We start from the raw sequence: 23,160 nt of genomic DNA, 5'->3' as shown, positions 1-23,160 counted from the left end.
AGGGAGGTCGGAATGGACGCTGTCCTGCACGATCTCGCGCTGCACTGGCCGCTGTACGCGGCGATGCCGTTCATCGCCGCGCTGATCGGGTACGTCACCAAGCGCGTCGCCATCGAGATGATGTTCCGGCCGCTCGACTTCGTCGGGATCCCGCCGCTGCTCGGCTGGCAGGGCGTCGTCCCGAAGCACGGCGGCCGGATGGCGGCGGTCGCGACCGAGCTGCTGACGGCGAACCTGCTGGACATGCGCGAGGTCCTCGGGCGGATCGACCCGGTCGTCATCACCAGCGAGCTGGAGCAGCCGCTGCTGCGCGCGGTCGACCACATCGCGCGCGAGGTGCTGGCCGAACACCACCCGCGGCTGTGGGAGGTCATGCCCACGCTCGCGCAGGAGATGCTGATCAAGCAGGTCCAGGCGTCGGCGCCGCGGCTGGTGCGGGAGTTCCTCGACGACGTCCGCGAGAACCTCGAGGAGGTGCTCGACGTCCAGCACATGACGGTGCAGCGGCTGACCCGCGACCGCGCGCTGCTGGTGCGGCTGATCCGCGAGACGTCCCGGCCGGAGATGGCGTTCATCGCGCGGATGGGCATCTACTTCGGCTTCGGGCTCGGCGTGGTGCAGACGGTGGTGTGGGCGCTGACGCGCGAGCCGTGGGTGCTGCCGATCTTCGGCGGCGCGATCGGGCTGTTCACCGACTGGCTGGCGATCAAGCTGATCTTCGTCCCGCGCGAGCCGGTGCGCGTGGGCCGGGTGATCTTCCAGGGCAAGTTCCAGCGCCGCCGGGCCGAGGTGGCCCGGCAGTACGGCGAGCTGATCGCGAACGAGGTCCTGACGGTGCAGAACCTCCTGGACGCGGTCCTGCGCGGCCCCCGCGCCGACCGGCTGGCGGCCCTGGTGGAGCGCCTGGTTTCGGAAGCGGTCGACGAGCAGACGGCGTTCGCGAAGCCGGTGCTGGCGCTCGCGGTGGGCGGCCCCCGGCTCCGCCAGATGAAGCACGCGGCGGCGGTGAAGGCCCTGGAGCAGCTCCCGGACACGGCGCGCTACGCGGAGGGGTACCTGACCGAGGCGATGGACGTCGCGAAGGTGATCGAGCAGCGCATGCTGGCCCTGACCCCGCTGGAGTTCGAGGGCCTGCTGCGGCCGGCGTTCCGCCAGGACGAGTGGAAGCTGATCGCGGTGGGCGGGGTGATCGGCTTCGTGGTCGGTGAGCTGCAGGTCCTGCTGATGCTGGGTTAGGCCGCCGCGACGAGGTCGGGGGCGGGGTCCACCGTGCGGACCCGGGTCCGCCGGTCGCGTTGCCAGGCGATCACCCGGCACACCACGTAGATCAGGAACGAAATCGCCGTCACGAAGGCGCTCACCGGCAACCCGGGCGCCAGGGACAGCACGATCCCGCCCAGGGCCGAGACCTCCGCGAACACCACCGCCAGCACCGTGGCCTTCCAGGGCGACGCCGTCACGCGAGCCGCCGCGGCGGCGGGGGTCACCATCAGGGCCACCACCAGCAGGGAGCCGACCACCTTCACGCTCAGCGCCGTCGACACGCCCACCAGCAGCGCGAACACCACCGTCAGCGTCTTCACCGGGACCCCGCGCGCCACGGCCACGTTCCGGTCCACCGAAGCGAACAGCAGCGGCCGGTACACCAGCGCGAGCACCGCCAGCACCACCACCGACGACACCACGAACAACGTCAGGTTCGTCGAGTCGATCGTGATGATCTGGCCCGTGAGGATGCCGAACTTGTTCCCGGACCGTCCTTTGTAGAACGACAGGAACAGCACGCCCATGCCGAGGCCGAACGACAGGATCACGCCGATCACGGAGTCACGGTCGGCGTCGCGGGCGCCGAGGATGCCCAGCAGCAGGGCCGCGACGACCGCGCCGATCAGGGCGCCGTACTCGACGCCGATCCCGAGCAGCAGGGCCGCCGCGCCGCCGGTGAACGCCAGCTCCGAGGTGCCGTGCACCGCGAACGACATGCGCCGCATCACGATCAGCGGCCCCAGCGCCCCGGCCACCAGGCCGAGGATCGCCGCCGCCAGCAGCGCCGTCTGGACGCCGTCCAGCTCGGTGATCAGCTCCCACGTCTTGCCGAAGTCGAACAGATCCAAGACTCAGCCCACTTGCTCTTCGACGTCGTGTTCGTGGTGGTGCGGCTCCTCCTCGCACAACGCGCTCTGCGCGCCCGCGATGTGGATCTGCCCGCCCACCTTGAGCACCTCGACCCGGGTGCCGTACAGCTGCGACAGCGTCTCGGTCGTCATGACCTCGTCCGGCTTGCCGATCCGGAACTGGCCGTTGACCAGGTAGAGGACGCGGTCGACGAACGGCAGCACGGGGTTGATCTCGTGCGTCACGAACAGCACCGCTGTCCCGGCCGTGCGCCGCCGCGAATCGATCAGCTCGCTGATCGCGCGCTGGTGCGCCAGGTCGAGGGACAGCAGCGGTTCGTCGCAGAGCAGCACCTCGGGGTCGCCGACCAGGGCCTGCGCCACCCGCAGCCGCTGCTGCTCACCACCGGACAGCCGGCCGACGGGCTGCTTCGCGTACCGGGTCGCGCCCACCGCCTCGATCGCCGAAGCGACGAGACGCCGCCGCGCCGCCATGCCGAACAGGCCGGGTCCCCAGCGGTGCCCGTCGAGGCCCAGCCCGACCAGGTCGACGCCGCGCAGCGTCAGCGACTCGTCGATCGCGCGCTGCTGCGGGATGTAGCCGACCTTGCGGTTCGCGCCGCCCGGGCGGCCACCGGCGATCTCGACCGCACCCGCCGACAGGTCCTGCATGCCGAGCAGCGCCTTGAGGAGGCTGCTCTTGCCGGAACCGTTCGGGCCGAGCACGGCGAGGAACTCCCCCGGCTCGACGACGAGGTCCAGGCCCGACCAGAGGGTCCGGGGGCCGAACGCCAGGCCCGCCCCGCGGACCCGGACCGCGGGGCGTACGTCGTCCGATACGGGAGGCATGGCTACTTCAACGCCCCCGCCAGCTCGTCGACTTCCCCGGTCATCCAGACAATGTAGTCCGTCACACCCGCGGGCAGCGTCTCGGTCACGTCGACGACCCCGATCCCGGCGGCCTTCGCCTGCCCGACGACGTCCTGGGTCAGCGGCGTCACCGTCTGGGCGTTGTTGACCAGCGCCTTTACCTGCTTGGTCGCGATGAGCTGCTTGTACGCGTTGACCGCGTCGGCCGGGACGTCGGTGTCGTTCTCCACCGCGTCCGAGAACGCCTTCGGCGTCGCGTCGGTGATCTTCGCGCTTTCGAGCAGGTAGTGCGCGACCGGCTCGGTGACGACGACCTTCGTGCCCGGGTGGGTGGTGCCGAGCTCGCCGAGCCGCTTCTCGAGCGCGTCGACCTTCGCCTTGAACGCGGTCGCGTTGTCGGTGAACAGCTGCTTCGACGCCGGCTGCAGCTCGCCGAGCTGGGCCGCGACCTGGTCGGCGACCTTGTCTACGCCCGGCAGGTCGTACCAGACGTGCTCGTTCTCGTCGCCGGTCGCGGCGATGTCGTAGGCGACGAGCTTCTTCGCGTCCCCCGCCTGGCCGGTGAGCTTGCCGAAGAACTCGTCGTACCCGCCGCCGTTGGAGAGCAGCAGCTTCGCGTCCTTGGCCGCGAGCGCGTCGTCCGCCGTGGTCTCGTACGAGTGCGGGTCGGCCGACGGGTCGTGGATGATCGACTTGACCTCCACCTTGTCGCCGCCGACGGCGTTGACGACGCTGCCCCAGACGTCGGTCGAGGCGACGACCTTGATCTTTTCGGAGCCGCCGGACTGCGCGCCGCCGTCGGAGCCCGAGGTTCCACCGGAGCACGCGGCCAGGGCGAGCAGGGACAGGGCCGAAGCGGCGGTGAAGACGCTCCTGGTGCGGCGGGAACTCATCTGAGGACTCCTGGAGACGCTAATGGAAACCGTTGTCAGATTCACCTTACCCCATCCGGATGACTTCCTGGCCGCGCGACCCCGATTTGGTGTATGCGTCTTCACGCATGCGGATCGAGACATCGACCACGCGGGGTGTCTCTTCAGGAAAACGATCTGAACCGTTACGGTTTGCTGATGGGCCGTCCTATTCGCACCCGGAGGCAGGCGACGCTGGCGTCGCTCGCGGCGGAGCTCGGTGTGTCCAGGACCACGGTGTCCAACGCCTACAACCGGCCGGACCAGCTGTCGCCGGAACTGCGCCGCCGGGTCCTCGAGACCGCGCGGCGCCTCGGTTACCCCGGCCCCGACCCGGTCGCCCGCTCGCTGCGCACGCGCCGGGCCGGCGCGGTCGGGCTGCTGCTCACCGAGAACCTTTCGTACGCCTTCCGCGACCCCGCCGCCGTCGGCGTGCTCGAAGGACTGGCACTGGCGTGCGAAGACGCGGGCGTCGGCCTGCACCTGGTGCCGGCCAGCCCGGGCCGCGAGGACGTTGCCGCGGTGCACCGCGCGGGCGTCGACGGTTTCGTCGTCTACTCCGTGCCGGACGACGACCCGCACCTGGCCGCCGTGCTCGAGCGGCCGGTGCCGACGGTGATCATCGACCAGCCGAGCATCGAGGGCATCGACCGCGTCGGCCCGGACGACGCGGCGGCCGTCGGCAAGATCGCCGAGCACCTGGTCGGCCTCGGCCACCGGCAGGTCGGCGTGATCTGCATGCGGCTGGCCCGCGAGCGCAACGACGACTTCGTCTCCGCGACCCGGCAGAGCGGCGCGCACTTCCACGTCCAGCGCACCCGGCTGGAGGCGCTCGCCGTGGCGTTCTCCGCGGCCGGCGTCGACTGGGCCGGCGTCCCGGTGGTCGAGCGGTTCGACCACACGGTGGACGACGGCGCGTCCGCGGCCCGCCAGCTGCTGGACGCGTACCCGCAGATCACGGCCGTGATCTGCACCTCGGACATCCTCGCGCTCGGCGCCATGGCCGAGGCCGAGCGGCGGGGGCTGCGGGTGCCGCAGGACCTCACCGTCACCGGCTTCGACGGCATCGCCGAGGCCGAGCGGATCGGCCTCACCACGGTGCACCAGCCCGTGCTCGAGAAGGGCAAGATGGCCGGCCGGTTGCTGCTCGGCTCGGCCGAGCGGAGCGCCCCCAAGGTCATCACCCTGCCGACCGAACTGCGCGTCGGCCGGACGTCGGCGCCGCCGCGGACCGTCGAGGAGCCGTGGTTCGGGGGCTGACCCGTGACATAGCTCGTAGTGCATTGCTCGAACGGGTAGTCACCAGGTCAAATGGAGTGGTACGCCCGCGCCGCGGGGCCACTGGCCGGAAGGTGACCGATGACCTCGATCGACGTACTGCTCAAGCGCAACCAGGAGCTCGGCGAGGTGACGCCGGGCGACCGGTCGTCCCCGAAGCCGTCGCTGCAGGTGGCCGTCCTGACCTGCATGGACGCCCGGATCCGGGTGTTCGAGCTGTTCGGGCTGCTCCAGGGTGAGTCACACGTCCTCCGCAACGCGGGCGGCGTGGTGACCGACGACATGATCCGCTCGCTCGCCCTCTCGCAGCGCAAGCTCGGCACCCGCGAGGTGCTGATCGTCCAGCACACCGAGTGCGGCCTGTCGATGGTCACCGAGGACGACTTCAAGGACGAGCTGGAGAACGACACCGGCCTGCGCCCGACCTGGTCGGTCGAGGCGTTCCGCAACGTCGAGAACAGCGTCCGGACGTCGGTGGAGCGGGTGCGCCGCAGCGCCTACCTGCCGCACACGGAGAACGTGCGCGGCTTCGTCTACGACGTGAAGACCGGGAAGCTCACCGAGGTCGAGTAGGCTATCGTTCCCATTCAGATGTTCTTGACATCCAAATGGGGACAGCATGCGCGTGCTCTTCGCCGGCCTCGCGTCGGCCGGTCACACGTACCCGATGGTCCCGCTCGCGGTCGCGGCGCGGGACATCGGGCACGAGGTGCACTTCGCCGCCGGTGAGCACGTCCACGCGCCGCTGCGGCGGCTCGGGCTCAACCCGTTCCGGCCCGCGGACTCGTTCTACGAGATCTACGCCGAAGACCTCGAGCCGGACCTGGCCCGGTTGCGGCCCGACCTCCTCGTGCACGGCTGGGGCGTCCCGGAAGCCGGCGTCGCCGCGAAGCGCGCCGGGATCCCGGCGCTCTGGCACGGGGTCGGCCGGATGTTCCCGCGCGGCATCGGGTTCGAGCGCCCCACCGGCGGCGTGCACCTCGACATCTGCCCGGCGTCCCTGCAGGAGGCGGACTTCCTCGCGACCGCCGAGCGCATCATCCTGCGTCCCGTGCCCTTCGCCGAACCGGGCGACTACCGGCGGCCGCTGGTCTACCTGACCCTCGGCACCGCGTTCGGCACCCCGGAGGTGCTCACGACGGCGATCCAGGGGCTGGCCGCACTCGACGTGCCCCTCGTGGTGGCCACCGGACGGGTGCGGCCGGCGGACCTCGGCCCCGTGCCGGACCACGTCACCCTGCACACTTGGGTACCGCAGGCGGCGGTGGTGCCACACGCCGACCTGGTCGTGCACCACGGCGGCAGCGGGACCACGCTCGGCGCGCTCGCCGCCGGCGTACCGCAGCTGGTCCTGCCACAGGGCGCCGACCAGTTCGCCAACGCCGAAGCGCTCGTCGCCGCCGGTGCCGCGCTGCGCCTCCTCCCCGGCGAGCTGACCGCGGACGCCGTCACCGAACAAGCCCGGAAGGCGTCCTCCTGCCGCGACGCGGCCCGCGCGATCGCCGCCGAGATCGCCGCGATGCCGTCGCCGGACGAGGTCGCCCGAGAGCTGCCGAAGCAGGCGAAGTAGCCTCCCGGCGTGGCTGTGGACGCTGACGTACTGCTCGACTGGTTTTCCGCACACGGCCGGGACCTGCCCTGGCGCGAACCGGACTGCTCGGCGTGGGGTGTGCTGGTCAGCGAGATCATGCTGCAGCAGACGCCGGTCGTCCGCGTGCAGCCGATCTGGCACGAATGGATGGCGCGCTGGCCCGTGCCGTCGGCGCTGGCCGCGTCGTCGCAGGGCGAGGTCGTGCGGGCGTGGGGCAAGCTCGGCTACCCGCGTCGCGCGCTGCGGCTGCACGAAGCCGCCGGGGTGATCGCGAAGGAACACGGCGACGTCGTTCCGTCCGATGTGGACACTCTGCTCGCGCTGCCCGGCATCGGCGCCTACACCGCGCGGGCGGTGGCCGCGTTCGCCTACGGGCGCCGCGCGCCGGTCGTGGACACGAACGTGCGGCGGGTTGTCGCCAGGGCGGTGCACGGCGCCGGCGACGCCGGGCCCGCGTCGAACACCCGGGACATGGCCGACGTCGAGGCGCTCCTGCCCGCCGAGGACGCGCCCGCGGCCCGGTTTTCCGCGGCGATCATGGAACTGGGCGCGCTGATCTGCACCGCGCGCGCCCCGAAGTGCGCCGACTGCCCGATCTACGACGACTGCGCGTGGCAGCACGCCGGGCGGCCGGAGTACACCGGGCCGGCCAAGCCGGTGCAGCGGTACGCGGGCACCGACCGGTACGTCCGGGGACGGCTGCTCGACGTCCTGCGCGGCTCCGAGGGACCGGTCGAGAAGGCCCGCCTCGACCTCGTGTGGCACGACGGCGGCCAGCGCGACCGCTGCCTGGACTCCCTGCTGGTCGACGGCCTGCTGGAGCAGACCCGCGACGGCCTCTTCGCCCTCCCGGGTGAACACTAACGCGCTACGACCAAAGTTGGTCAATAGTTGTCATCGGCGCGGTGCGGAGTTACCGTTTCACGCATGGTCAGTGAGGCTTATTCAGCCGTCGCCCGCCGCATGACTTCCGCTCTGATCAGCGGTCTGCACGCGGGGCGCGGCGGGCTGACCAGAATAAGCCTCACTGTTGACCGCCGGACCCTGCTGAAGGCGGGGGTGACCGCGACCGCGGCCGGCGCACTGGGGATGACGACCACGGGGACGGCCGCCGCGGCCGTGCCGACGCCGACGATCCACCCGACCTCCGAGTGGGGCGCCCGGCCCGCCACGGGCACGATCGTCGTGGAGAACCACAAACCGACCTACATCGTCGTGCACCACGCGGTCGACCCGCCGATGAACAACGACTTCTCGCTGGCGCGCGCCTTCTACGTCTCGCGGTTCATCCAGAACCTGCACATGGACAAGAACGGCTGGATCGACAGCGGCCAGCAGTTCACGAACAGCCGCGGCGGGTTCGTCACCGAGGGCAGGCACCGCAGCCTGGAGATCCTGCGCGGCGGCACGCAGCACGTGCAGGGCGCGAACGTCGGCAACCACAACAGCGAGGTCATCGGCATCGAGAACGAGGGCCTGTACAGCACGGTGGACGTGCCGCAGGCGCTGTGGGATTCGCTGGTCGGCCTGGTCGCCTACATCGCGCACCAGTACGGCATCGCGCCCGAGTTCATCAAGGGCCACCGCGACTTCAACTCGACCGAGTGCCCCGGCCAGGTGCTCTACAACCGGCTGCCCGAGCTGCGGACGGCGGTGGGCCGCGTGCTGGGCGTCTCGGTGGCGCGCGCCGAGGCGGAGTGGCCGCTGCTCAAGCCGGGCGACACGGGCAAGCAGGTCCAGCTGGCGCAGCAGTTCCTGCGATCGTCCGGCTTCGGCGTGCCGACCGACGGCGTCTTCGGGAAGTCCACAAAGGACGCCGTGGCCGCGTTGTCGGCCCAGGCCGGGCTGCCGCGTGACACGTGCACCGCGGCGAAGGTGACGGACGAGACCGGCTTCCTCGGCGCGGACGTCTGGCCGCTGATCGTGCCGGGCGGCCGCTCGACGGCGGCCTGGCGAGCGGACCTGGCCCGCTCGTGACCAGGCGGTCGGCGCGCCGGGCTCAACGGCGCGTTCGGTGTGCCGTCCCCCTGGTCACGCGCGGTTTCAGCGGTTCAGGACCTGGCTGAGGAAGGCCTCCACCGCGCCGCGGTAGGTCTCCGGGGCTTCGTCGTGGGGCAGGTGGGCCGAACCCGGCACCACCAGGTGTTTCGCGTCCGGCACCCGAGCCGCGACCAGGGCCTGCTGTCCCGGCGGCATCGCCGTGTGCTCGCCCTCGACCAGCAGCAGCGGGCAGCGAATCCCGTCCACAATGGACCAGAAGTCGCGGCGGCCCCACTCGGCGGCGATGACGTACAGGTCCTCCAGGTCGGCGACCAGGTGGAACCCGTCGGAACGCTCCTCGACGCAGTCGGTGAAGTACTCGCCCGCGTCGCCGAAGAACTCCCGGACGTGGTCGAGCGACCTGAACGGCACCGGCCAGCTCTCGAAGTACCCGCGCCAGGTCTCCACGGTCCGGCCGCGCTGGTCCGGCGCGAAGTCCTCGGACACGACCGCGCGCACCAGCTCCGGGTACCGCGCGGCGGTCGCCCAGGCGTGCAGGCCACCCATCGAGTGCCCGATGAGCACGGCCGGGCCGGCGTCGAGGGTCCGGAGCGCGTCGGCGACGTCGTCGGCGAAGCGCTCGGTCGTCCACGGCCCGACGCGGGGCGCGCTGCCGTGGCCGCGCGCGTCGAGTCCGTACACCGCGCCGTAGGGCCGGAGCCACTCCGCGACGCGCCACCACGTCCGCGCGCGGCCCATCAGGCCGTGGAGCAGAACGATCGGCACGCCGGTGCCGCCGAAACAGAGCACGCGGCCACCTAACCACAAAACCGCTGGTGCGGAACGTGACCAAGTGATCGCAATCCATCACCTATGGTGGTGGGTGTGCGCCGCCGACTGACCGCCCTGGCCGTCTGCGCCGCGGCGGTCCTCGCCGTGGCGTGCGGCGGCGACACCGTCACCGCGGCACCCCCGCCGCCGCCCATGCACCCGGTGCCGGGCGCGGCCGGGGCCGGTGATCCGTATTACCCGGACGACGGCAACGGCGGTTACGACGCACTCGACTACCACGTCGACGCGACCTACGACCCGCCCAGCGGGCACCTCGACGGCGACACGACGGTCACCGCGACGGCCACCCAGGACCTCAGCCGGTTCGACCTCGACCTGCGCGGGCTCGACGTGCGCAGCGTCGAAGTCGACGGGCAGCCGGCCCGGTTCAGCCGCGAGAAGGCGTTCGAACTGGTCGTCACACCGCCGTCGCCGATCCGCGCCGGGACGACGTTCCGCACCCGCGTCCGCTACGGCGGCGACCCGGCCAAGACCCCGCACGGCGGCGGCAGCGAGAACGGCTGGCGGCACTCGGCCGACGGCGGCGCGTACATGGTCGGCGAGCCGCACTCGGCGGCGTTCTGGTACCCCGTGAACGAGACCCCGCGCGACAAGGCCACCTTCACGCTCACCGCGCACGTTCCGGCCGGCTGGACCGTGGTTTCGAACGGCCGCGAAGTGGCGCCGGGCACGTGGACCGAGCCGAACCCGGTCGCGAGCTACCTGACGACGATCGCGATCGGCAAGTTCGACCTCGACAAGTCGACACTGCCCGACGGCACCCCGGTCGTCTCGGCGTACGCGCCCGGCACCGAGGGCCGCCGCGCGATCGGCGCCCGCCTGCCGGAGGTGCTCGGCTTCCTGAGCGGCAAGTTCGGGCCGTACCCGCAGTCGGCGGCGGGCGGGATCTTCCTGAACGAGGACGTCCGCTTCTCGCTCGAGACGCAGACCCGGCCGACGTACGCGAAGTGGGCCGACCTGCCGACGCTGGTGCACGAGAGCGCCCACCAGTGGTTCGGCGACTCGGTTTCGCTGCGGAACTGGTCCGACATCTGCCTGAACGAGTGCTTCGCGTCGTACTCGCAGTGGCTGTGGGCCGAGCGCGAGGGCCAGAGCCTGGACGACCGCTACCGCGCGGCCATCGAGATCACCCACGCCAGCACCGACTTCTGGAGCCAGAAGCTGGTCGGCATGGGCCAGGGCCACGAATTCGAGGGCGTCTACAACAAGGGCATCCTGGCCGTGCACGCCCTGCGCCGCGAAATCGGCGACCCGGCGTTCGACCGGCTCCTGCACGAGTGGCCGTCCCGCTTCCGCCACGGCAACGCGACCTGGCCCGACCTCGAGGCCATGGCGACCCGGCTCAGCGGCCGCGACCTGCGCGAGTTCTTCGACGCCTGGTTCCGCGCCACGAAACTCCCCGCCGACGCCGACCTCTTCCCCGGCTCACTGCGCAGCTGAACTGCCCAGCAACGACCGCGTCAACGCGCTCCGCGCCTCCTGCATCTCCCGCAACGCCCCTGACAGCTCCTCGTCCCCGACCACGATCTCCTCGTCCGGCCGGAGAGCCAACGCCCGCAGCGACGCCCGCCGCAGGAGTTCCTTGGCGAACGACGCCGTCACCCCCTCCGTCGCCTCGACGATCGGGCCCAGGTCCGCCGTCAGCTTCAGCCCTCTCGCGTACAGCCGAAGCAGGGCTTCGCGCCCGGCTGCGTCGGGCAGCGGGATCTCGACGGCGAGGTCGACCCGGCCCGGGCGGTCGGCCAGCGCCTTCTCCAGCGCCCCCGCCCGGTTGGTGGTGAGCAGGAACGTCACGTCCGCGTCGCCGCCCACGCCGTCCATCGCGTCGAGCAGCGTGAACAGCAGAGGGTGCGCGTCCGGGCCGTAACTGCGGTCCTGCGCGATCAGGTCGACGTCCTCCACCACGACCACGCTGGGCTGCAGCCGCCGCGCCAGTTCCGCCGCCTTCGCCACGAACCGCATCGCCGTGCCGGTCAGGATGACCACCGTCGTGCCGGGCAGGCGGCTCATCAGGTAGCGGACGGTGTGCGTCTTGCCGGTGCCGGGCGGGCCGTGCAGCAGCAGCCCGCGCTTGAGGTGCTGCCCCGCGGCCAGCAGCCGCTCGCCGTGGGCGGCGATGCCGACCGTGTGCCGCTCGATCGCCTCGAGCACGCCGTCCGGCAGCACGACGTCCTCGCCGCCCAGCGTGGGCCGCGGCAGGAAGGTGAGCAGGTCGTTGCCGCGGTTCTCGCTGGTCCCGAAGGCCAGCACCTGGCCGCGCAGCACGTCGTGCTCGGCCATCAGGCGCTCGACGCGGTCGCGCACCTCCGTGGCGGTCGCCCGTGACGTCGCCAGCACCTCCAGCCGGCATTCCAGCTGACCCCACTGCGGGTTCGCGCCCCGCACCGCGACCAGCACGGGCTCGCCACCCGGCGCGCTCGTGCCGACCAGCCCCAGCTGGACCGCCTCGGTCGCGGCGTCCGGGCCGATCGCCGTCGTCGTGTAGTCGACCGAGCCGAGTTCGTACATCCCCTGCTTGCGCGCGATGGCGAGCATCCCGATCAGGTCTTCGTGCGTACGCTGGCCACCGGCGATGCCGAACCAGTCCACGGCCTTGCCGTGCTCGGCGAGGTAGGCCTCCACGCCGCGCTGGATGTTCGCGTGCTCCCACATCGGCCAGTTGCGGGTCACGACCACGACCTCGGGCAGCGGCGCCGCGAGGTGCCCGGTCACCTTGTCGATGAGCTCGTTGGCCCGGCCGGTGCCGACCTCGTCCGCGGCCGCGCGGACGATCCGGGCGAGGTCGGCCGCGAGGTCGCGCTCGGTGCTCCCCATGTCACCACAGTGGCACGGATCACACCGGACGGCCAACTACCCTGGAGCCATGAGTGTTGTGAAGATCAACGCGATCGAGGTACCCGAAGGCGCCGGGCCCGAGCTGGAGAAGCGGTTCGCGGCGCGGCTGCACTCCGTCGACCAGCAGCCGGGTTTCCTCGGGTTCGAGCTGCTGCGCCCGGTCTCCGGCGAGACGCGCTACTTCGTCTACACGAAGTGGGAAACCGAGGAGCACTACCAGGCGTGGGCGAAGGGCGGCCCGGCCGCGGCGGCGCACTCCGGCGAGCGCGCCAAGCCCGTGTCCACCGGGGCGAACCTCCTCGAATTCGAGGTCGTCCTCGGCTCGAACCCGGGTGAGTGAGCTCGCCAGGGCCGCGGAACTCCTGGACGGTGCCGGCGCGCTCCTGATCTGCGCCGGCGCCGGGATGGGGGTCGACTCCGGCCTGCCGGACTTCCGCGGCGGCGAAGGCTTTTGGCGGGCGTACCCGCCGTACGCGCGGCTGGGGCTGCGGTTCGAAGAGCTCGCCGACCCGCGGCACTTCGCCGACGACCCCGAGCTGGCCTGGGGCTTCTACGGGCACCGGCTGGCGCTGTACCGGAACACCGTGCCGCACGACGGGTTCCGGCTGCTGCTCGAGCTCGGCTCGCGCCTGCCCTGCGGCGTCCGCGTCTTCACGTCCAATGTGGACGGCCAGTTCCAGAAGGCGGGCTTCGAGTTCGTCGCCGAGGCGCACGGCTCGATCCACCACCTGCAGTGCCTGTCCGGGTGCACGGCCGAAATCCGGGCCGCCGACGTCGACGTCGCCATCGACGAGGAGACCATGCGCGCGGTGCCGCCGCTGCCGTCGTGCCCCCGCTGCGGTGGCCTCGCGCGGCCGAACATCCTGATGTTCGGCGACTACGCGTGGGTCCCGGACCGCAGCCAGGCCCAGCTGGACGAGCTGACGGCGTGGCGCCGCACGGCTCGCGACCTCGTGGTTGTCGAGCTGGGCGCGGGCCAGGCCGTCCCGACCGTCCGCCGCTACGCCGAACTGGCCAGCGCGGCCACCGGCGCGCTGATCCGGATCAACCCGCGGGAGCCGGAGATCCGCCACGGCCGCGGGGTCTCCATCGCGGCCGGCGCACGGGAAACCCTCACGGCGCTGGACGCAGCCAGAGATCGCGGTTCCCGGCGAGCATGACCCGGCCGTCGGCCAGCGTCGCCGCGGCCGTCACCGGGGACTCGCCGCACCCCAGTTCTCCGCGCTGCCAGCCGTTCTCGCCGGGCACCAGCACGAACGAGCAGTACTCCTTCGAGTCACCCGTGAACGTCCGCCCGGCGAGCACCGGCTTGCCCGCCGCGTCCACCGTCCCCGCGATGATCCCCCCGCCGCCGGGGATGTCCACTGTGGACCACGCGCCCGGCCGGCCCGAGATCAGGACCGGCGCGTCCGTGGTGCCGGTGTTCGTTTCGCCGTAGAGCAGCCACTGGCCCGCGACCGGGAGGATGCCGTACACGACCGTGGACGGCGTCGGCGTCGGCACCTGCGACACCGTCCAGCTGCCGCCGCCGTCGTGGGACGCCCAGACCTCCAGGCGCGGGCCCGAGTAGCCCGCCGCGAGCAGCTCGGCGCCGTTCGCGGCCACCGACCAGGGCAGGTTCGCGAGGTCGGCACCTTCCACGATCGGCATCACGACCGTGCGTTCCGTCTCGCCCTCGTCGGCCGACACCCAGGCCACCGGCCGGGTCGTCCGCGCGTCGAGGAACGCCGTCCCGACCGCCACGAGGTTGCCGCCCGACCGCGCGAGCCCCCGCGGCGCCCGAGAACCGCGCAGCTCGGCGAGCTGGCGGACCGTGCCGTCGGGTTCGCGCCGGGAGAACCGGGTTCCGACGCCGATCACCGAGCCGTCCGGGCCGGGCACGGCGCCCTGCGCCGCCAGACCGCCACCGCGCCAGCCGTTCGCCGCTTCCGGACCGCCACCGCCACTGCCGGGCGCCGGATCGATCGTCAACGTCGTGCAACCCGGATCGCCGGTCCAGTTCGCCGCGACGTCCCGGTAGCCGTTCGAGAAGTTCCCGACCCCGAGCACGCAGCCGCCGACCGGGACCAGCACCTTCAGCCCGACGTCCGACGCCACCCAGTCGCCGGCGCCGGGGAACTGCACCGCTCCCTGGTGCTTTTCGAAGCCGAGTGCGCCCGAAGACGCGGTGGGCTGCCCGCACCCGGCGACCAGCAGGACCAGCGCGAGCACGAGTCTTCGCATGCCCGTCAGCCTGCCGGGACCGGGCTCACGGCAGGCGCACTTCGGCGAACACCGCCCGGTGGTCGCTGCCCGGGACGTCGAACACGCGGTAGTCCTGGACCGCGGCCCGGTTGTCCACCACCACGTGGTCGATCGTCGCGACCGGGAGCGAGGCGGGCCACGTCGGCACCAGCGCCTCGCCGCGCGCTTCCGCGGCGTCGTTGTAGCCGCGGGACAGCACCGTCCGGAAGGCCGCGTGGTCCAGCGTCGCGTTGAAGTCGCCCGCCAGGATGCGGAGCCCGTGCTCGCCGGCCGCGCGGGAGAGGTCCTTGATCTCGCGCTCCCACTGCGGGGTGTCGACGTCCGGGGAGATCGGGTGGACGGCGACGATCTCGGCCACGACGCCGTCGCCGAGGTCGGCCTGCGCGCCCGGCTGCTTGGCCGCCGAATCGCCGGTCAGGTTGACCTCCGTCAGCGGGAAGCGCGACACGATCCCCGAGCCGAACGCGCCCGGCGCCGGGTGCAGCACCCGGTGCGGCAGCGTCTCGAACAGCCCGGCCGCGGTCAGCCCGTCGACCGCGCGGGGCGTCAGCTCGACCAGGTTCAGCACGTCGATCCGCTGCTCGCGCACCAGGTCGACGACGGCCTTGGGGTCCGCCTGGCCGTAGAGCAGGTTCGAGGCGAGCACGCGCAGGGTCTTGCCGTGCACCTGGCGCTGGTCGGCCGCCGCGAGCCGCGGGAGCACGAGGACGGCCAGCACGATCGCCAGCACCAGCGCGACCCCGCCGGTCCACCACCGCCGCAGCGCCAGGGCCAGCCCGGCGAGCAGCGCGCCACCCGCCGCCACGTACGGCGTCAGCGACAGCGCGACGAGGGTGTACCAGTCGCCGTCGTAGCCGATCAGGCGCAGCGCCGCGAGCACCGCCAGCGGCACCACCGGCACCATCAGCAGGGCCGTGACCAGCGGGTTCTTCCGCCGCGACCGCGTCTCTTCCGCAATCACCATGCTGCCGAGTATGCCGAGGCCGGCGCCGGAGGGCCCGGGTCCCGACCACTCCTCCACAAGATCTCCACCAGTGGCTGCCAGCGGCTGCCAGCGCGCTGTGCGCGGCCTGCCAGCTCCGGCGTCCAGGGTGGTCCCCAGCGACCAGAGAAGGAGGACGCCCATGTCGCACGCGATCCAGGCCGAAGGCCTGGTCAAGCATTTCGGGGACACCAAGGCGCTGGACGGGGTGGACCTCGAGGTCCCGTTCGGCCAGGTCGTGGGGGTGCTCGGACCGAACGGCGCCGGCAAGACGACCGCCGTCCGGATCCTGGCGACCCTGATGAAACCCGATGCCGGCAGAGCCACGGTCGGGGGTTACGACGTCGTCGCCGACCCCGTCCGCGTCCGCAGCCTCATCGGGCTGACCGGGCAGTACGCGTCGGTCGACGAGGACCTCAACGGCATCGAGAACCTCGTCCTGATCGGACGGCTGTACGGCCACTCCCGCGCCCACGCCAAGACGCGCGCCGCCGAGCTGATCGAGCGGTTCGAGCTGACCGGCGCGGCCAAGCGGCCGATCCGGACGTACTCCGGCGGCATGCGGCGGCGGATCGACCTGGCGGCCAGCCTCGTCGGCCGTCCCGAGGTGCTCTACCTCGACGAGCCGACCACCGGGCTCGACCCGCACGCCCGCAACGAGGTCTGGGACGTCGTCCGCGGTCTCGTCGCCGAGGGCGCGACCGTGCTGCTGACCACGCAGTACCTGGAAGAGGCCGACCAGCTGGCCGACAAGATCACCGTGTTCGACCACGGCCGCGTCGTCGCCGACGGCCGGGCCGACGAGCTGAAGCGCCGCGTCGGCGGGCAGACGCTGCAGGTCCGGCCGACCCAGCTGTCCGACATGGACGCCGTCAACCGGATCCTCGGCGACCTCTCCGGCGTCCGGCCGACCCGCGACGATTCGAGCGGGCTGCTCACCGCGCCGGTCAACGACCCGGTCCTGCTGTCCACTTTGGTCCGCAAGCTGGACGAGGCCGGGATCACCGCGGACGAGCTGGCGCTGCGGCTGCCCAGCCTCGACGAGGTGTTCCTCGCCCTGACCGGGCACACCGCCGAAGAGTCCGCTGAGGACAAGACCACCCGAGACCTCGAAGGGAGCCTGGCATGACGACGCTGGCGCTCGACCGCCCGGCCCCGCCGCGGCACATCAGCCCCGCCAAGGGGTTCCAGCACGCGCTTTCGCTGGCCTGGCGCGGCATCCTGAAGATCCGCAAGAACCCCGAACAGCTGGCCGACGTCACCCTGATGCCGATCATCTTCCTGGTGATGTTCGTCTACCTGTTCGGCGGCGCGCTGTCCGGCTCGACCGACGCCTACCTGCAGCTGGTCGTGCCCGGCATCATCGTGATGAACATCCTGCAGGCCAGCCTGACGGTCGGCGTGCAGCTCAACACCGACGTCAGCAAGGGCGTGTTCGACCGGTTCCGCAGCATGCCGATCGCGCGGTCGGCACCGCTGATCGGCGCGGTGCTCGCCGACATCGTGCGGTACCTCGTGTGCCTCACCGTGCTGATGGTCGTGGCGACGATCATGGGCTACCGGATCGCGACCAGCCCGGCGGAGTTCGCCGTGGCGATCCTGCTGGCGCTGGCGTTCGGGCTGGCCTTCTGCTGGGCCTCGGTGTTCGTCGGCATGCTGATGAAGTCGCCGGGTTCGGCGCAGGCCCTGATGTTCGTCTTCATCATGCCGCTGACGTTCGGCAGCAACGTGTTCGTCCAGACGTCCACGATGCCGGGCTGGCTGCGCGCCTGGGCCGACATCAGCCCGGTCAGCCTGATGGCGAACGCCCTGCGCGGCCTGATGAACGGCGGCGCCGTCGCGGGCCCGCTGGCCGGCGCACTGGCCTGGATGGCCGGCGCGGTGATCGTGTTCTTCCCGCTGGCGACGTGGGCGTACCGCCGGCGGGTCTGAGAGGCGCGGACGCACGGGGGTGAGTCGCGCCAGGGGAAGCTGAAGGGGACGTTCGCGGGGCGGACGTCCCCTTCAGCACGCCGGAGACCCGGCGGAGTTCACGGTGTCGGGCCGATCTCGTCCAGCAGCCAGGTGATGACGTCCTTTTTGGACACCGTGCGCCCTCGCTCGTACAGCTCGTCGTAGTTCGGGAGGACGGTCCGCAGTTCGGCGATCAGCTCCCGCAGCTCGGGGCTGCCGCGGTCGAGACGTCCGCGGATGACGGCGGAGGCCGCCAGCACCCGGGTGGCCGTCTCGTGGCGGCCCTGCCGGGCGCGGATCAGCGCCAGCAGCTCCACGGCCCCGGCCAGGTCGGGCATGTCGCCGCGCCCGTTCGTGGCCCGGATCGCGATGGCGACGTGCGGCTCGGCCTCGTCGGCGCGGTCCTCGGCCAGCAGGATCCGCGCTTCGAACGCGTGGATGAACTCGTCGCCGATGCCGCCCGGGAACCAGTCGTCGCCACCGAGGGCGGAGACGCGATCGAGGAGCGCCCGGGCTTCGGCCAGCGCCCCCGTGCGCAGCAGCAGTTCCAGCCGGCCGAACATCAGGATGGCCCGGTGCTGCAGGTTCGTGACGCCTTCGCCGTAGCGCTCCGCGGCCTCCTGGTCGCGCCAGGCGCCCTCGAAGTCCCCGGCGCGCGCCCGCTCGACGGACAGCCGCCACCAGTGCTGCACGGCGTCTTCGTGCGAACGCAGCTCCATCGAAAGGGCCAGGCCCCGCTGGTAGATCTCGATGGCCTTCGCGCTCTCGCCGTCCTGTGACAGCGCGAAGGCCTTGAAGCTCAGCGTCATCGCGATGCCCCAGCGGTCGCCGACCTCCTCGAACCCGGCGTGGGCCAGGTCGCGGGCGCGGTCGGCGCCTTCGACGTCACCCGCGTCGTCGAGCAGGAAGCTCTCCACCCAGTGCCCGCCGGCCCGCGTCCACGGGTCCGGGCTCGCCTCGGACCGGCGCACCTCGCGGGCGGCGACCTCGCGATCGCCGCCGAGGAAGGCCAGCATCGGCAGCGCCACCGCGAGCCCGGGGTACCGGTCCACCGCGTCGGTGCGCACGCAGTCGTCGACCAGCTGGAGGATCTCGGTCTGTTCGGACCGGACCGGGATGGCGTCCATGAGGTAGCTGAGCGCCCGGTAGGCGGCCCGGACCGGCGCGGGCAACCGGTCGCCGAAGTCGAGGGTCCCGCGGATCAGGCCGCCGACGCGCTCGCCCTGGCCGAGAATGGTGAGGTACCAGAACATCCCGTCCAGCAGGGCGACCGTGCTGTCCACATCGGACATCTCGATCGCGCCGCGCAGGGCCGCGATCATGTTCACGCTCTCGGCTTCGTACTCGTCGATCGCCTTCAGCTGGTCGGCGGTGCGCAGCGTCGGCTCGAGCCGCTGGGCGAGCTCGGCGTAGTAGGCGGCCATCGCCCGGCGCGTCCGGTCGTGCTCGCCCGACTCCACCAGCCGCTCGGTGGCGTACGCGCGCAGTGTCTCCAGCATCCGGTACCGCGGCTCGCCGCACCCGGCGTCCACCACATCCACAATGGACTTCTCGACCAGGCTGCCCAGCACGTACGGCACGTCGGCGGCGGGCAGCAGCTCGTCGGCGCAGACGGCTTCGATCGGCGCCGGCTCGGCCCCGCCGGCGAACACGGCGAGCCGCCGGGCCAGCACCAGCTCGGGCTCGGTCAGCAGGTCCCAGCTCCACTCGACGACCGCGCGCAGCGTCCGCTGCCGCGGCAGCGCCGTGCGGCTGCCCGACGTGAGCAGCCGGAACCGGTCGCCCAGCCGCCCGGCGATCTGGGTCACGGTCATCGACCGCAGCCGCGCGGCGGCCAGCTCCAGGGCCAGCGGCATCCCGTCGAGCCGGCGGCAGATCTCCCCGACGGGATCCACAGTGGACTCGTCGAGCACGAAGTCGGGGCGGACCGCGGCCGCCCGGTCGAGGAACAGCCTCGTCGAGTCGAGCTCGGCCGCCTCCGCGGGCGCGACGCGTTCGGCGGGCACCGGCAACGGACCGAGCGGGCAGAGCGCCTCCCCGGTGATCGCCAGCGGTTCGCGGCTGGTGGCGAGGATCCGCAGCCGCGGCGCCCGCTGGAGCAGCTCGTCGGCCAGCCGCGCAGCCGCGTCGACGACGTGCTCGCAGTTGTCCAGCACCAGCAGCGCTTCCGCGCCGCCCAGCACCTCGACGGCCTGTTCGAGCAGGTCCACCGGGCGGCGGCGGACCTCGGTCTCGGTGCTGCGGATCTCCCGGACGCCCAGCGCGCCCAGCAGCGCGCCGCCGACGTCGCCGGGGTCGCGGACGCCGGCCAGTGCGGCGAACCAGACGCGGCCCTGCTGGTGCGCCGGGTGCCGGGACGCCGTCTCGGTGGCCAGCCGGGTCTTGCCCGCCCCGCCCGGCCCGGTCAGGGTGACCAGCCGGGCGCCGCCGAGCAGTTCGGCCAGCAGCTTGAGCTCGTCGTCGCGGCCGACGAACGTGGTCAGCCGGGTCGGCAGCCGGTCGGTCACCGGCGACGGCGGCGCGAACTCGCCGCGCAGCGCGGCGACGTGGATCTCCTGCAGCTCGGCCGACGGGTCGACGCCGAGCTGGTCGGCCAGGGTGCGGCGGATCCCGGCGTAGACGGCCAGGGCCTCCGACTGCCGCCCGGCCGCGCAGAGCGCGCGGATCCGCAGCCCGGCGAGCCGTTCGCGCAGCGGGTCGGCCTCGGCCGCGGCGGTCAGGTCGGCCAGGACGCCGGCGTGCTCGCCCAGCCGGATCAGGGCTTCGAACCGGTCCTCGGCCGCCTCGGCCCGAAGCGCGGTGAGCCGCCGCGCGGGCGCCTGCGCGAACGGCGCGTCGAGGACGTCGGCGAGCGCGGCACCGTGCCACAGCGCGAGAGCGTCGGCGAGCAGCTCGGCCGCGTGGGCGTCCCGGCCCGCGGCCAGCTCACGGCGGCCGTCGGCGGCGAGCCGTTCGAACCGCTCGGCGTCGACGTCGTCCCGCGCCAGCGCCAGCCGGTAACCGCCCGGGCCGGATTCGATCGCCACGGGCAGTGCTTTCCGCAACCGGGAGACCAGCGACTGCAGGGCGTTGGCCGCGTCGGCCGGGGGGCGGCACCCCAGAGCCCGTCGATCAGCGCGTCGGCCGGGACGGCGCGCCCGGGGTCCAGCGCGAGCCTGGCCAAGAGCATGCGGAGGCGGGCGCCGCCGATGTCGATCGGCGTGCCGTCGTCCTCCGCCGCCCGCAGCGGGCCCAGCAGCGCAACGCGCATGCGTCCAGCTTTCCAGACGGCGGGGCGACGCCGGTCCGCGCAGCCCGGACAGGCCGACGGAAGGGCTGATTATCCGGACAAATGCGACGCGAACGGCCGGTGCGCCCGATCGTGGCGATACGTTGCGGAACGAGGTCCATCTGCTACGGACAGGAGCGTTCATGAGGGCACAGAAGCCGGTCGTGGTGGCGGCGGCCGTGGTTGCCAGTCTCTGCCTCGGGACCGGTGTTGCCGCGGCGGGAGACGGCTGGGGCCGGGCGACGCCCGGCAGCGACGGCGCCGGCGACAGCTACTACCCGCAGGACGGCAACGGCGGCTACGACGTCGCCGACTACAACCTGAAGGTCACCTACGACCCCGCGTCGCACCAGCTCACCGGCGCGCAGGACATCTCCGCGCGGGCGACGCAGTCGCTCAGCTCGTTCAACCTCGACCTGCACGGGCTGACCGTGGACTCGGTGCGGGTCGACGGGCGCGACGCGAAGTTCGCCCGCACCGGCGACCACGAGCTCGTGATCACGCCGTCGCGGCCGCTGCGGCGCGGCCAGCGCTTCGGGGTCAAGATCGCTTACCACGGCGTGCCCGAGCCGATCGACAACCCGGCGCTCGGCAACAACGGCTGGCAGTACGCCCAGGCGGGCGGCGCGTTCGTCGCCGGCGAGCCGAAGTCGGCCACGACCTGGTACCCGGTCAACGACACCCCGCTCGACAAGGCCACGTTCCACCTCGCGATCACCGTGCCCGACGAGTGGGGCGTGATCGCCAACGGCCGCGAGCGCGGCTCGGTCAAGGCACCGGGCGGCACCACGCACGTCTGGGCCGAAGAGACGCCGATCGTGCCGTACATGACGACGGTCGCGATCGACAAGTGGACCTTCGACCGCCAGAAGCGGGCGGACGGCACCCCGATCGTCAACGCGTTCGCCCCGGGCGTGCCCGACTCGACGAAGCAGGCCGAGGCGCGGCTGCCCGAGATCCTCGACTTCCTCGAGTCGAAGTTCGGCGCGTACCCGGTCGACGCGGCGGGCGGCATCTTCCTGCACGAGCAGATCGGCTTCTCGCTGGAGACGATGAGCCGGCCGATCTACTCGGGCGGGGCCGGCACGGTGGCGACGATCGTCCACGAGAACGCCCACCAGTGGTACGGCGACTCGGTGGCCGTCGCGCACTGGCGCGACGTCTGCCTGAACGAGTGCTTCGCCTCCTACGCCACGTGGCTCTGGGACGAAGCGAAGGGGGGCGTGGACCTGGACAAGCAGTACGCGGCCGACGTCAGCAAGGCGTCGGCGAACTTCTGGAACGGCAAGCTGTACGACATGGGCGCCGGCCACGAGTTCACGTACGTGTACTCGAAGGGCCCGATGATGCTGCACGCGCTGCGGAACTACATCGGGCAGGCCGCGTTCGACCGGGTGCTGAAGACCTGGCCGTCGCTGCACCGCGACGGGAACGCCAGCATGCAGGAGTTCCAGCGGTACACCGAAAGCGTCGCGCACCGGAGCCTGAAGGGCTTCTTCGACGCGTGGGTGTACGGCACCGGCAAGCCCGCCGACGAGTACCTCTTCCCGGGTGGGCTCAAGCCCGCCGCCTGAGCGAGTCCGTCGAGGCCACCCCGCGGTCGTAGGGTGGCCTCGACGCTTTCGTTCGGGAGGGTGCATGAGCAGGGTGTTGATGACGGGGTTCGCGCCGTTCGGCGGCGAGTCGGTGAACCCGTCGTGGCAGGCGGTTTCGCGGCTCGGCGCGCGCCGGGACGACATCGCGGCGGTCGAGCTGCCCTGCGAGTTCGCGGCGTCGCTGCCCGCGCTGCGGCGGGCTCTCGAAGAGCACCGGCCTTCGCTGGTGGTGTGCGTCGGCCAGGCGGGCGGCCGCGCCGAGGTGACGCCGGAGCGCGTCGCGGTCAACCTGATCGACGCCCGCATCCCGGACAACGCGGGCGCGCAGCCGGTGGACGTCCCGGTGGTCGCCGACGGCCCGGCGGCGTACTTCGCGACGCTGCCGGTGAAGGCCTGCGTGGCGGCGATCCGCGCGGCGGGCGTCCCGGCGTCGGTGTCCCACACGGCGGGGACGTACGTGTGCAACCACGTCTTCTACGGCCTGATGCACCTGCTGGCCTCGGACTTCCCCGGCGTGCGCGGCGGTTTCGTGCACGTCCCGTTCAGCCCGGAGCAGGTCGCGGCGTCCGGGAAGACCGCGCCTTCGCTGGGGGTGGACCGCATCGCCGACGCGCTGGAGGTCCTCGCGGACACGGCGTCGCGGGTCACCGAGGACATCGCGGTCAGCGCGGGCGCGGAGCACTGACG

Annotated in this window: 20 protein-coding genes and 1 pseudogene; 13 read left to right on the top strand and 8 right to left on the bottom strand. The window is 72.3% G+C overall.

Features of this window, described 5'->3' with window-relative positions:
• The first annotated feature begins 12 nt into the window (after positions 1-12).
• A complete protein-coding gene (locus ACH54P_RS32755; protein ID WP_489907170.1) occupies positions 13-1,236 on the top strand; it encodes a DUF445 domain-containing protein in 1,224 nt (407 codons plus the stop codon).
• Here the strand turns inward: ACH54P_RS32755 and ACH54P_RS32750 are convergent.
• The 3 genes from ACH54P_RS32750 to ACH54P_RS32740 are packed head-to-tail and all read right to left on the bottom strand — an operon-like array spanning position 1,233 to position 3,877.
• Entirely contained in the window at positions 1,233-2,114 is an 882-nt protein-coding gene (locus ACH54P_RS32750) for a metal ABC transporter permease (protein WP_489907169.1), read from the bottom strand. The two genes, ACH54P_RS32755 and ACH54P_RS32750, sit on opposite strands and share 4 nt — an antisense overlap.
• Positions 2,115-2,117: 3 nt before the next feature.
• The gene (locus ACH54P_RS32745; RefSeq protein WP_489907168.1) at positions 2,118-2,963 is read right to left on the bottom strand and encodes a metal ABC transporter ATP-binding protein; all 846 of its coding nucleotides are present in this window, start codon (positions 2,961-2,963) and stop codon (positions 2,118-2,120) included.
• Between the two features lie 2 nt (positions 2,964-2,965).
• On the bottom strand, positions 2,966-3,877 hold the full coding sequence (locus tag ACH54P_RS32740) for a metal ABC transporter solute-binding protein, Zn/Mn family (RefSeq protein WP_489907167.1): 912 nt from the start codon (positions 3,875-3,877) through the stop codon (positions 2,966-2,968).
• A gap of 177 nt (positions 3,878-4,054) precedes the next feature.
• Here ACH54P_RS32740 and ACH54P_RS32735 point away from each other — a divergent pair, with 177 nt between their 5' ends.
• The 5 genes from ACH54P_RS32735 to ACH54P_RS32715 all read left to right on the top strand — a co-directional run bounded on the left by ACH54P_RS32735 (position 4,055) and on the right by ACH54P_RS32715 (position 8,741).
• On the top strand, positions 4,055-5,155 hold the full coding sequence (locus tag ACH54P_RS32735) for a LacI family DNA-binding transcriptional regulator (protein WP_489907166.1): 1,101 nt from the start codon (positions 4,055-4,057) through the stop codon (positions 5,153-5,155).
• Between the two features lie 99 nt (positions 5,156-5,254).
• Complete coding sequence (locus ACH54P_RS32730; RefSeq protein WP_489907165.1) at positions 5,255-5,746, top strand: beta-class carbonic anhydrase; 492 nt, start codon at positions 5,255-5,257, stop codon at positions 5,744-5,746.
• Positions 5,747-5,792: 46 nt separating this feature from the next.
• Positions 5,793-6,743, top strand: coding sequence for a glycosyltransferase (locus ACH54P_RS32725; protein ID WP_489907164.1), 951 nt, complete (start codon positions 5,793-5,795; stop codon positions 6,741-6,743).
• A 9-nt stretch (positions 6,744-6,752) separates the two neighbouring features.
• Positions 6,753-7,628 (top strand): HhH-GPD family protein, encoded by an 876-nt coding sequence (locus ACH54P_RS32720; RefSeq protein ID WP_489907163.1) that lies wholly within the window; start codon positions 6,753-6,755, stop codon positions 7,626-7,628.
• A 195-nt stretch (positions 7,629-7,823) separates the two neighbouring features.
• On the top strand, positions 7,824-8,741 hold the full coding sequence (locus ACH54P_RS32715) for a peptidoglycan recognition protein family protein (protein ID WP_489907161.1): 918 nt from the start codon (positions 7,824-7,826) through the stop codon (positions 8,739-8,741).
• A 66-nt stretch (positions 8,742-8,807) separates the two neighbouring features.
• Here the strand turns inward: ACH54P_RS32715 and ACH54P_RS32710 are convergent, their stop codons facing one another.
• On the bottom strand, positions 8,808-9,554 hold the full coding sequence (locus tag ACH54P_RS32710; protein ID WP_489907160.1) for an alpha/beta fold hydrolase: 747 nt from the start codon (positions 9,552-9,554) through the stop codon (positions 8,808-8,810).
• Between the two features lie 75 nt (positions 9,555-9,629).
• Here ACH54P_RS32710 and ACH54P_RS32705 point away from each other — a divergent pair, with 75 nt between their 5' ends.
• A complete protein-coding gene (locus ACH54P_RS32705; protein ID WP_489907159.1) occupies positions 9,630-11,036 on the top strand; it encodes a M1 family metallopeptidase in 1,407 nt (468 codons plus the stop codon).
• Here the strand turns inward: ACH54P_RS32705 and ACH54P_RS32700 are convergent.
• On the bottom strand, positions 11,022-12,410 hold the full coding sequence (locus ACH54P_RS32700) for an AAA family ATPase (RefSeq protein ID WP_489907158.1): 1,389 nt from the start codon (positions 12,408-12,410) through the stop codon (positions 11,022-11,024). The two genes, ACH54P_RS32705 and ACH54P_RS32700, sit on opposite strands and share 15 nt — an antisense overlap.
• A 49-nt stretch (positions 12,411-12,459) precedes the next feature.
• Here ACH54P_RS32700 and ACH54P_RS32695 point away from each other — a divergent pair, with 49 nt between their 5' ends.
• Entirely contained in the window at positions 12,460-12,771 is a 312-nt protein-coding gene (locus tag ACH54P_RS32695) for an antibiotic biosynthesis monooxygenase family protein (protein WP_489907157.1), read from the top strand.
• Positions 12,764-13,591 (top strand): SIR2 family NAD-dependent protein deacylase, encoded by an 828-nt coding sequence (locus ACH54P_RS32690; RefSeq protein ID WP_489907156.1) that lies wholly within the window; start codon positions 12,764-12,766, stop codon positions 13,589-13,591. The genes ACH54P_RS32695 and ACH54P_RS32690 overlap by 8 nt, the downstream gene beginning before the upstream one ends.
• Here the strand turns inward: ACH54P_RS32690 and ACH54P_RS32685 are convergent.
• Both ACH54P_RS32685 and ACH54P_RS32680 read right to left on the bottom strand, forming a co-directional pair.
• Entirely contained in the window at positions 13,545-14,654 is a 1,110-nt protein-coding gene (locus ACH54P_RS32685; RefSeq protein WP_489907155.1) for a hypothetical protein, read from the bottom strand. The genes ACH54P_RS32690 and ACH54P_RS32685 overlap by 47 nt on opposite strands.
• A 25-nt stretch (positions 14,655-14,679) precedes the next feature.
• A complete protein-coding gene (locus ACH54P_RS32680) occupies positions 14,680-15,696 on the bottom strand; it encodes an endonuclease/exonuclease/phosphatase family protein (protein WP_489907154.1) in 1,017 nt (338 codons plus the stop codon).
• A 103-nt stretch (positions 15,697-15,799) separates the two neighbouring features.
• On the opposite strand from ACH54P_RS32680, the gene ACH54P_RS32675 reads away from it, so the two are divergent.
• Together ACH54P_RS32675 and ACH54P_RS32670 are read left to right on the top strand one after the other, a co-directional pair.
• Positions 15,800-16,786, top strand: a complete 987-nt coding sequence (locus ACH54P_RS32675) for an ATP-binding cassette domain-containing protein (RefSeq protein WP_489907153.1) — start codon at positions 15,800-15,802, stop codon at positions 16,784-16,786.
• Entirely contained in the window at positions 16,783-17,589 is an 807-nt protein-coding gene (locus tag ACH54P_RS32670; protein WP_489907152.1) for an ABC transporter permease, read from the top strand. Before ACH54P_RS32675 ends, ACH54P_RS32670 begins: the two co-directional genes overlap by 4 nt.
• Before the next feature lie 98 nt (positions 17,590-17,687).
• Here ACH54P_RS32670 and ACH54P_RS32665 read toward each other — a convergent pair.
• Positions 17,688-20,860 (bottom strand): annotated as a pseudogene (locus ACH54P_RS32665) (AfsR/SARP family transcriptional regulator).
• 161 nt (positions 20,861-21,021) lie between these two features.
• Between ACH54P_RS32665 and ACH54P_RS32660 the strand changes: the two are divergent.
• Positions 21,022-22,452 (top strand): M1 family metallopeptidase, encoded by a 1,431-nt coding sequence (locus ACH54P_RS32660; RefSeq protein ID WP_489907151.1) that lies wholly within the window; start codon positions 21,022-21,024, stop codon positions 22,450-22,452.
• Positions 22,453-22,516: 64 nt separating this feature from the next.
• On the top strand, positions 22,517-23,158 hold the full coding sequence (gene pcp, locus ACH54P_RS32655; RefSeq protein ID WP_489907150.1) for a pyroglutamyl-peptidase I: 642 nt from the start codon (positions 22,517-22,519) through the stop codon (positions 23,156-23,158).
• The last annotated feature ends 2 nt before the right edge of the window (positions 23,159-23,160 follow it).

The sequence above is a fragment of the Amycolatopsis sp. N2S4-7 genome (assembly GCF_058119595.1).
Note: the sequence above shows the minus strand (reverse complement) of the source record. Positions and strands in the feature narration are given on the sequence as shown.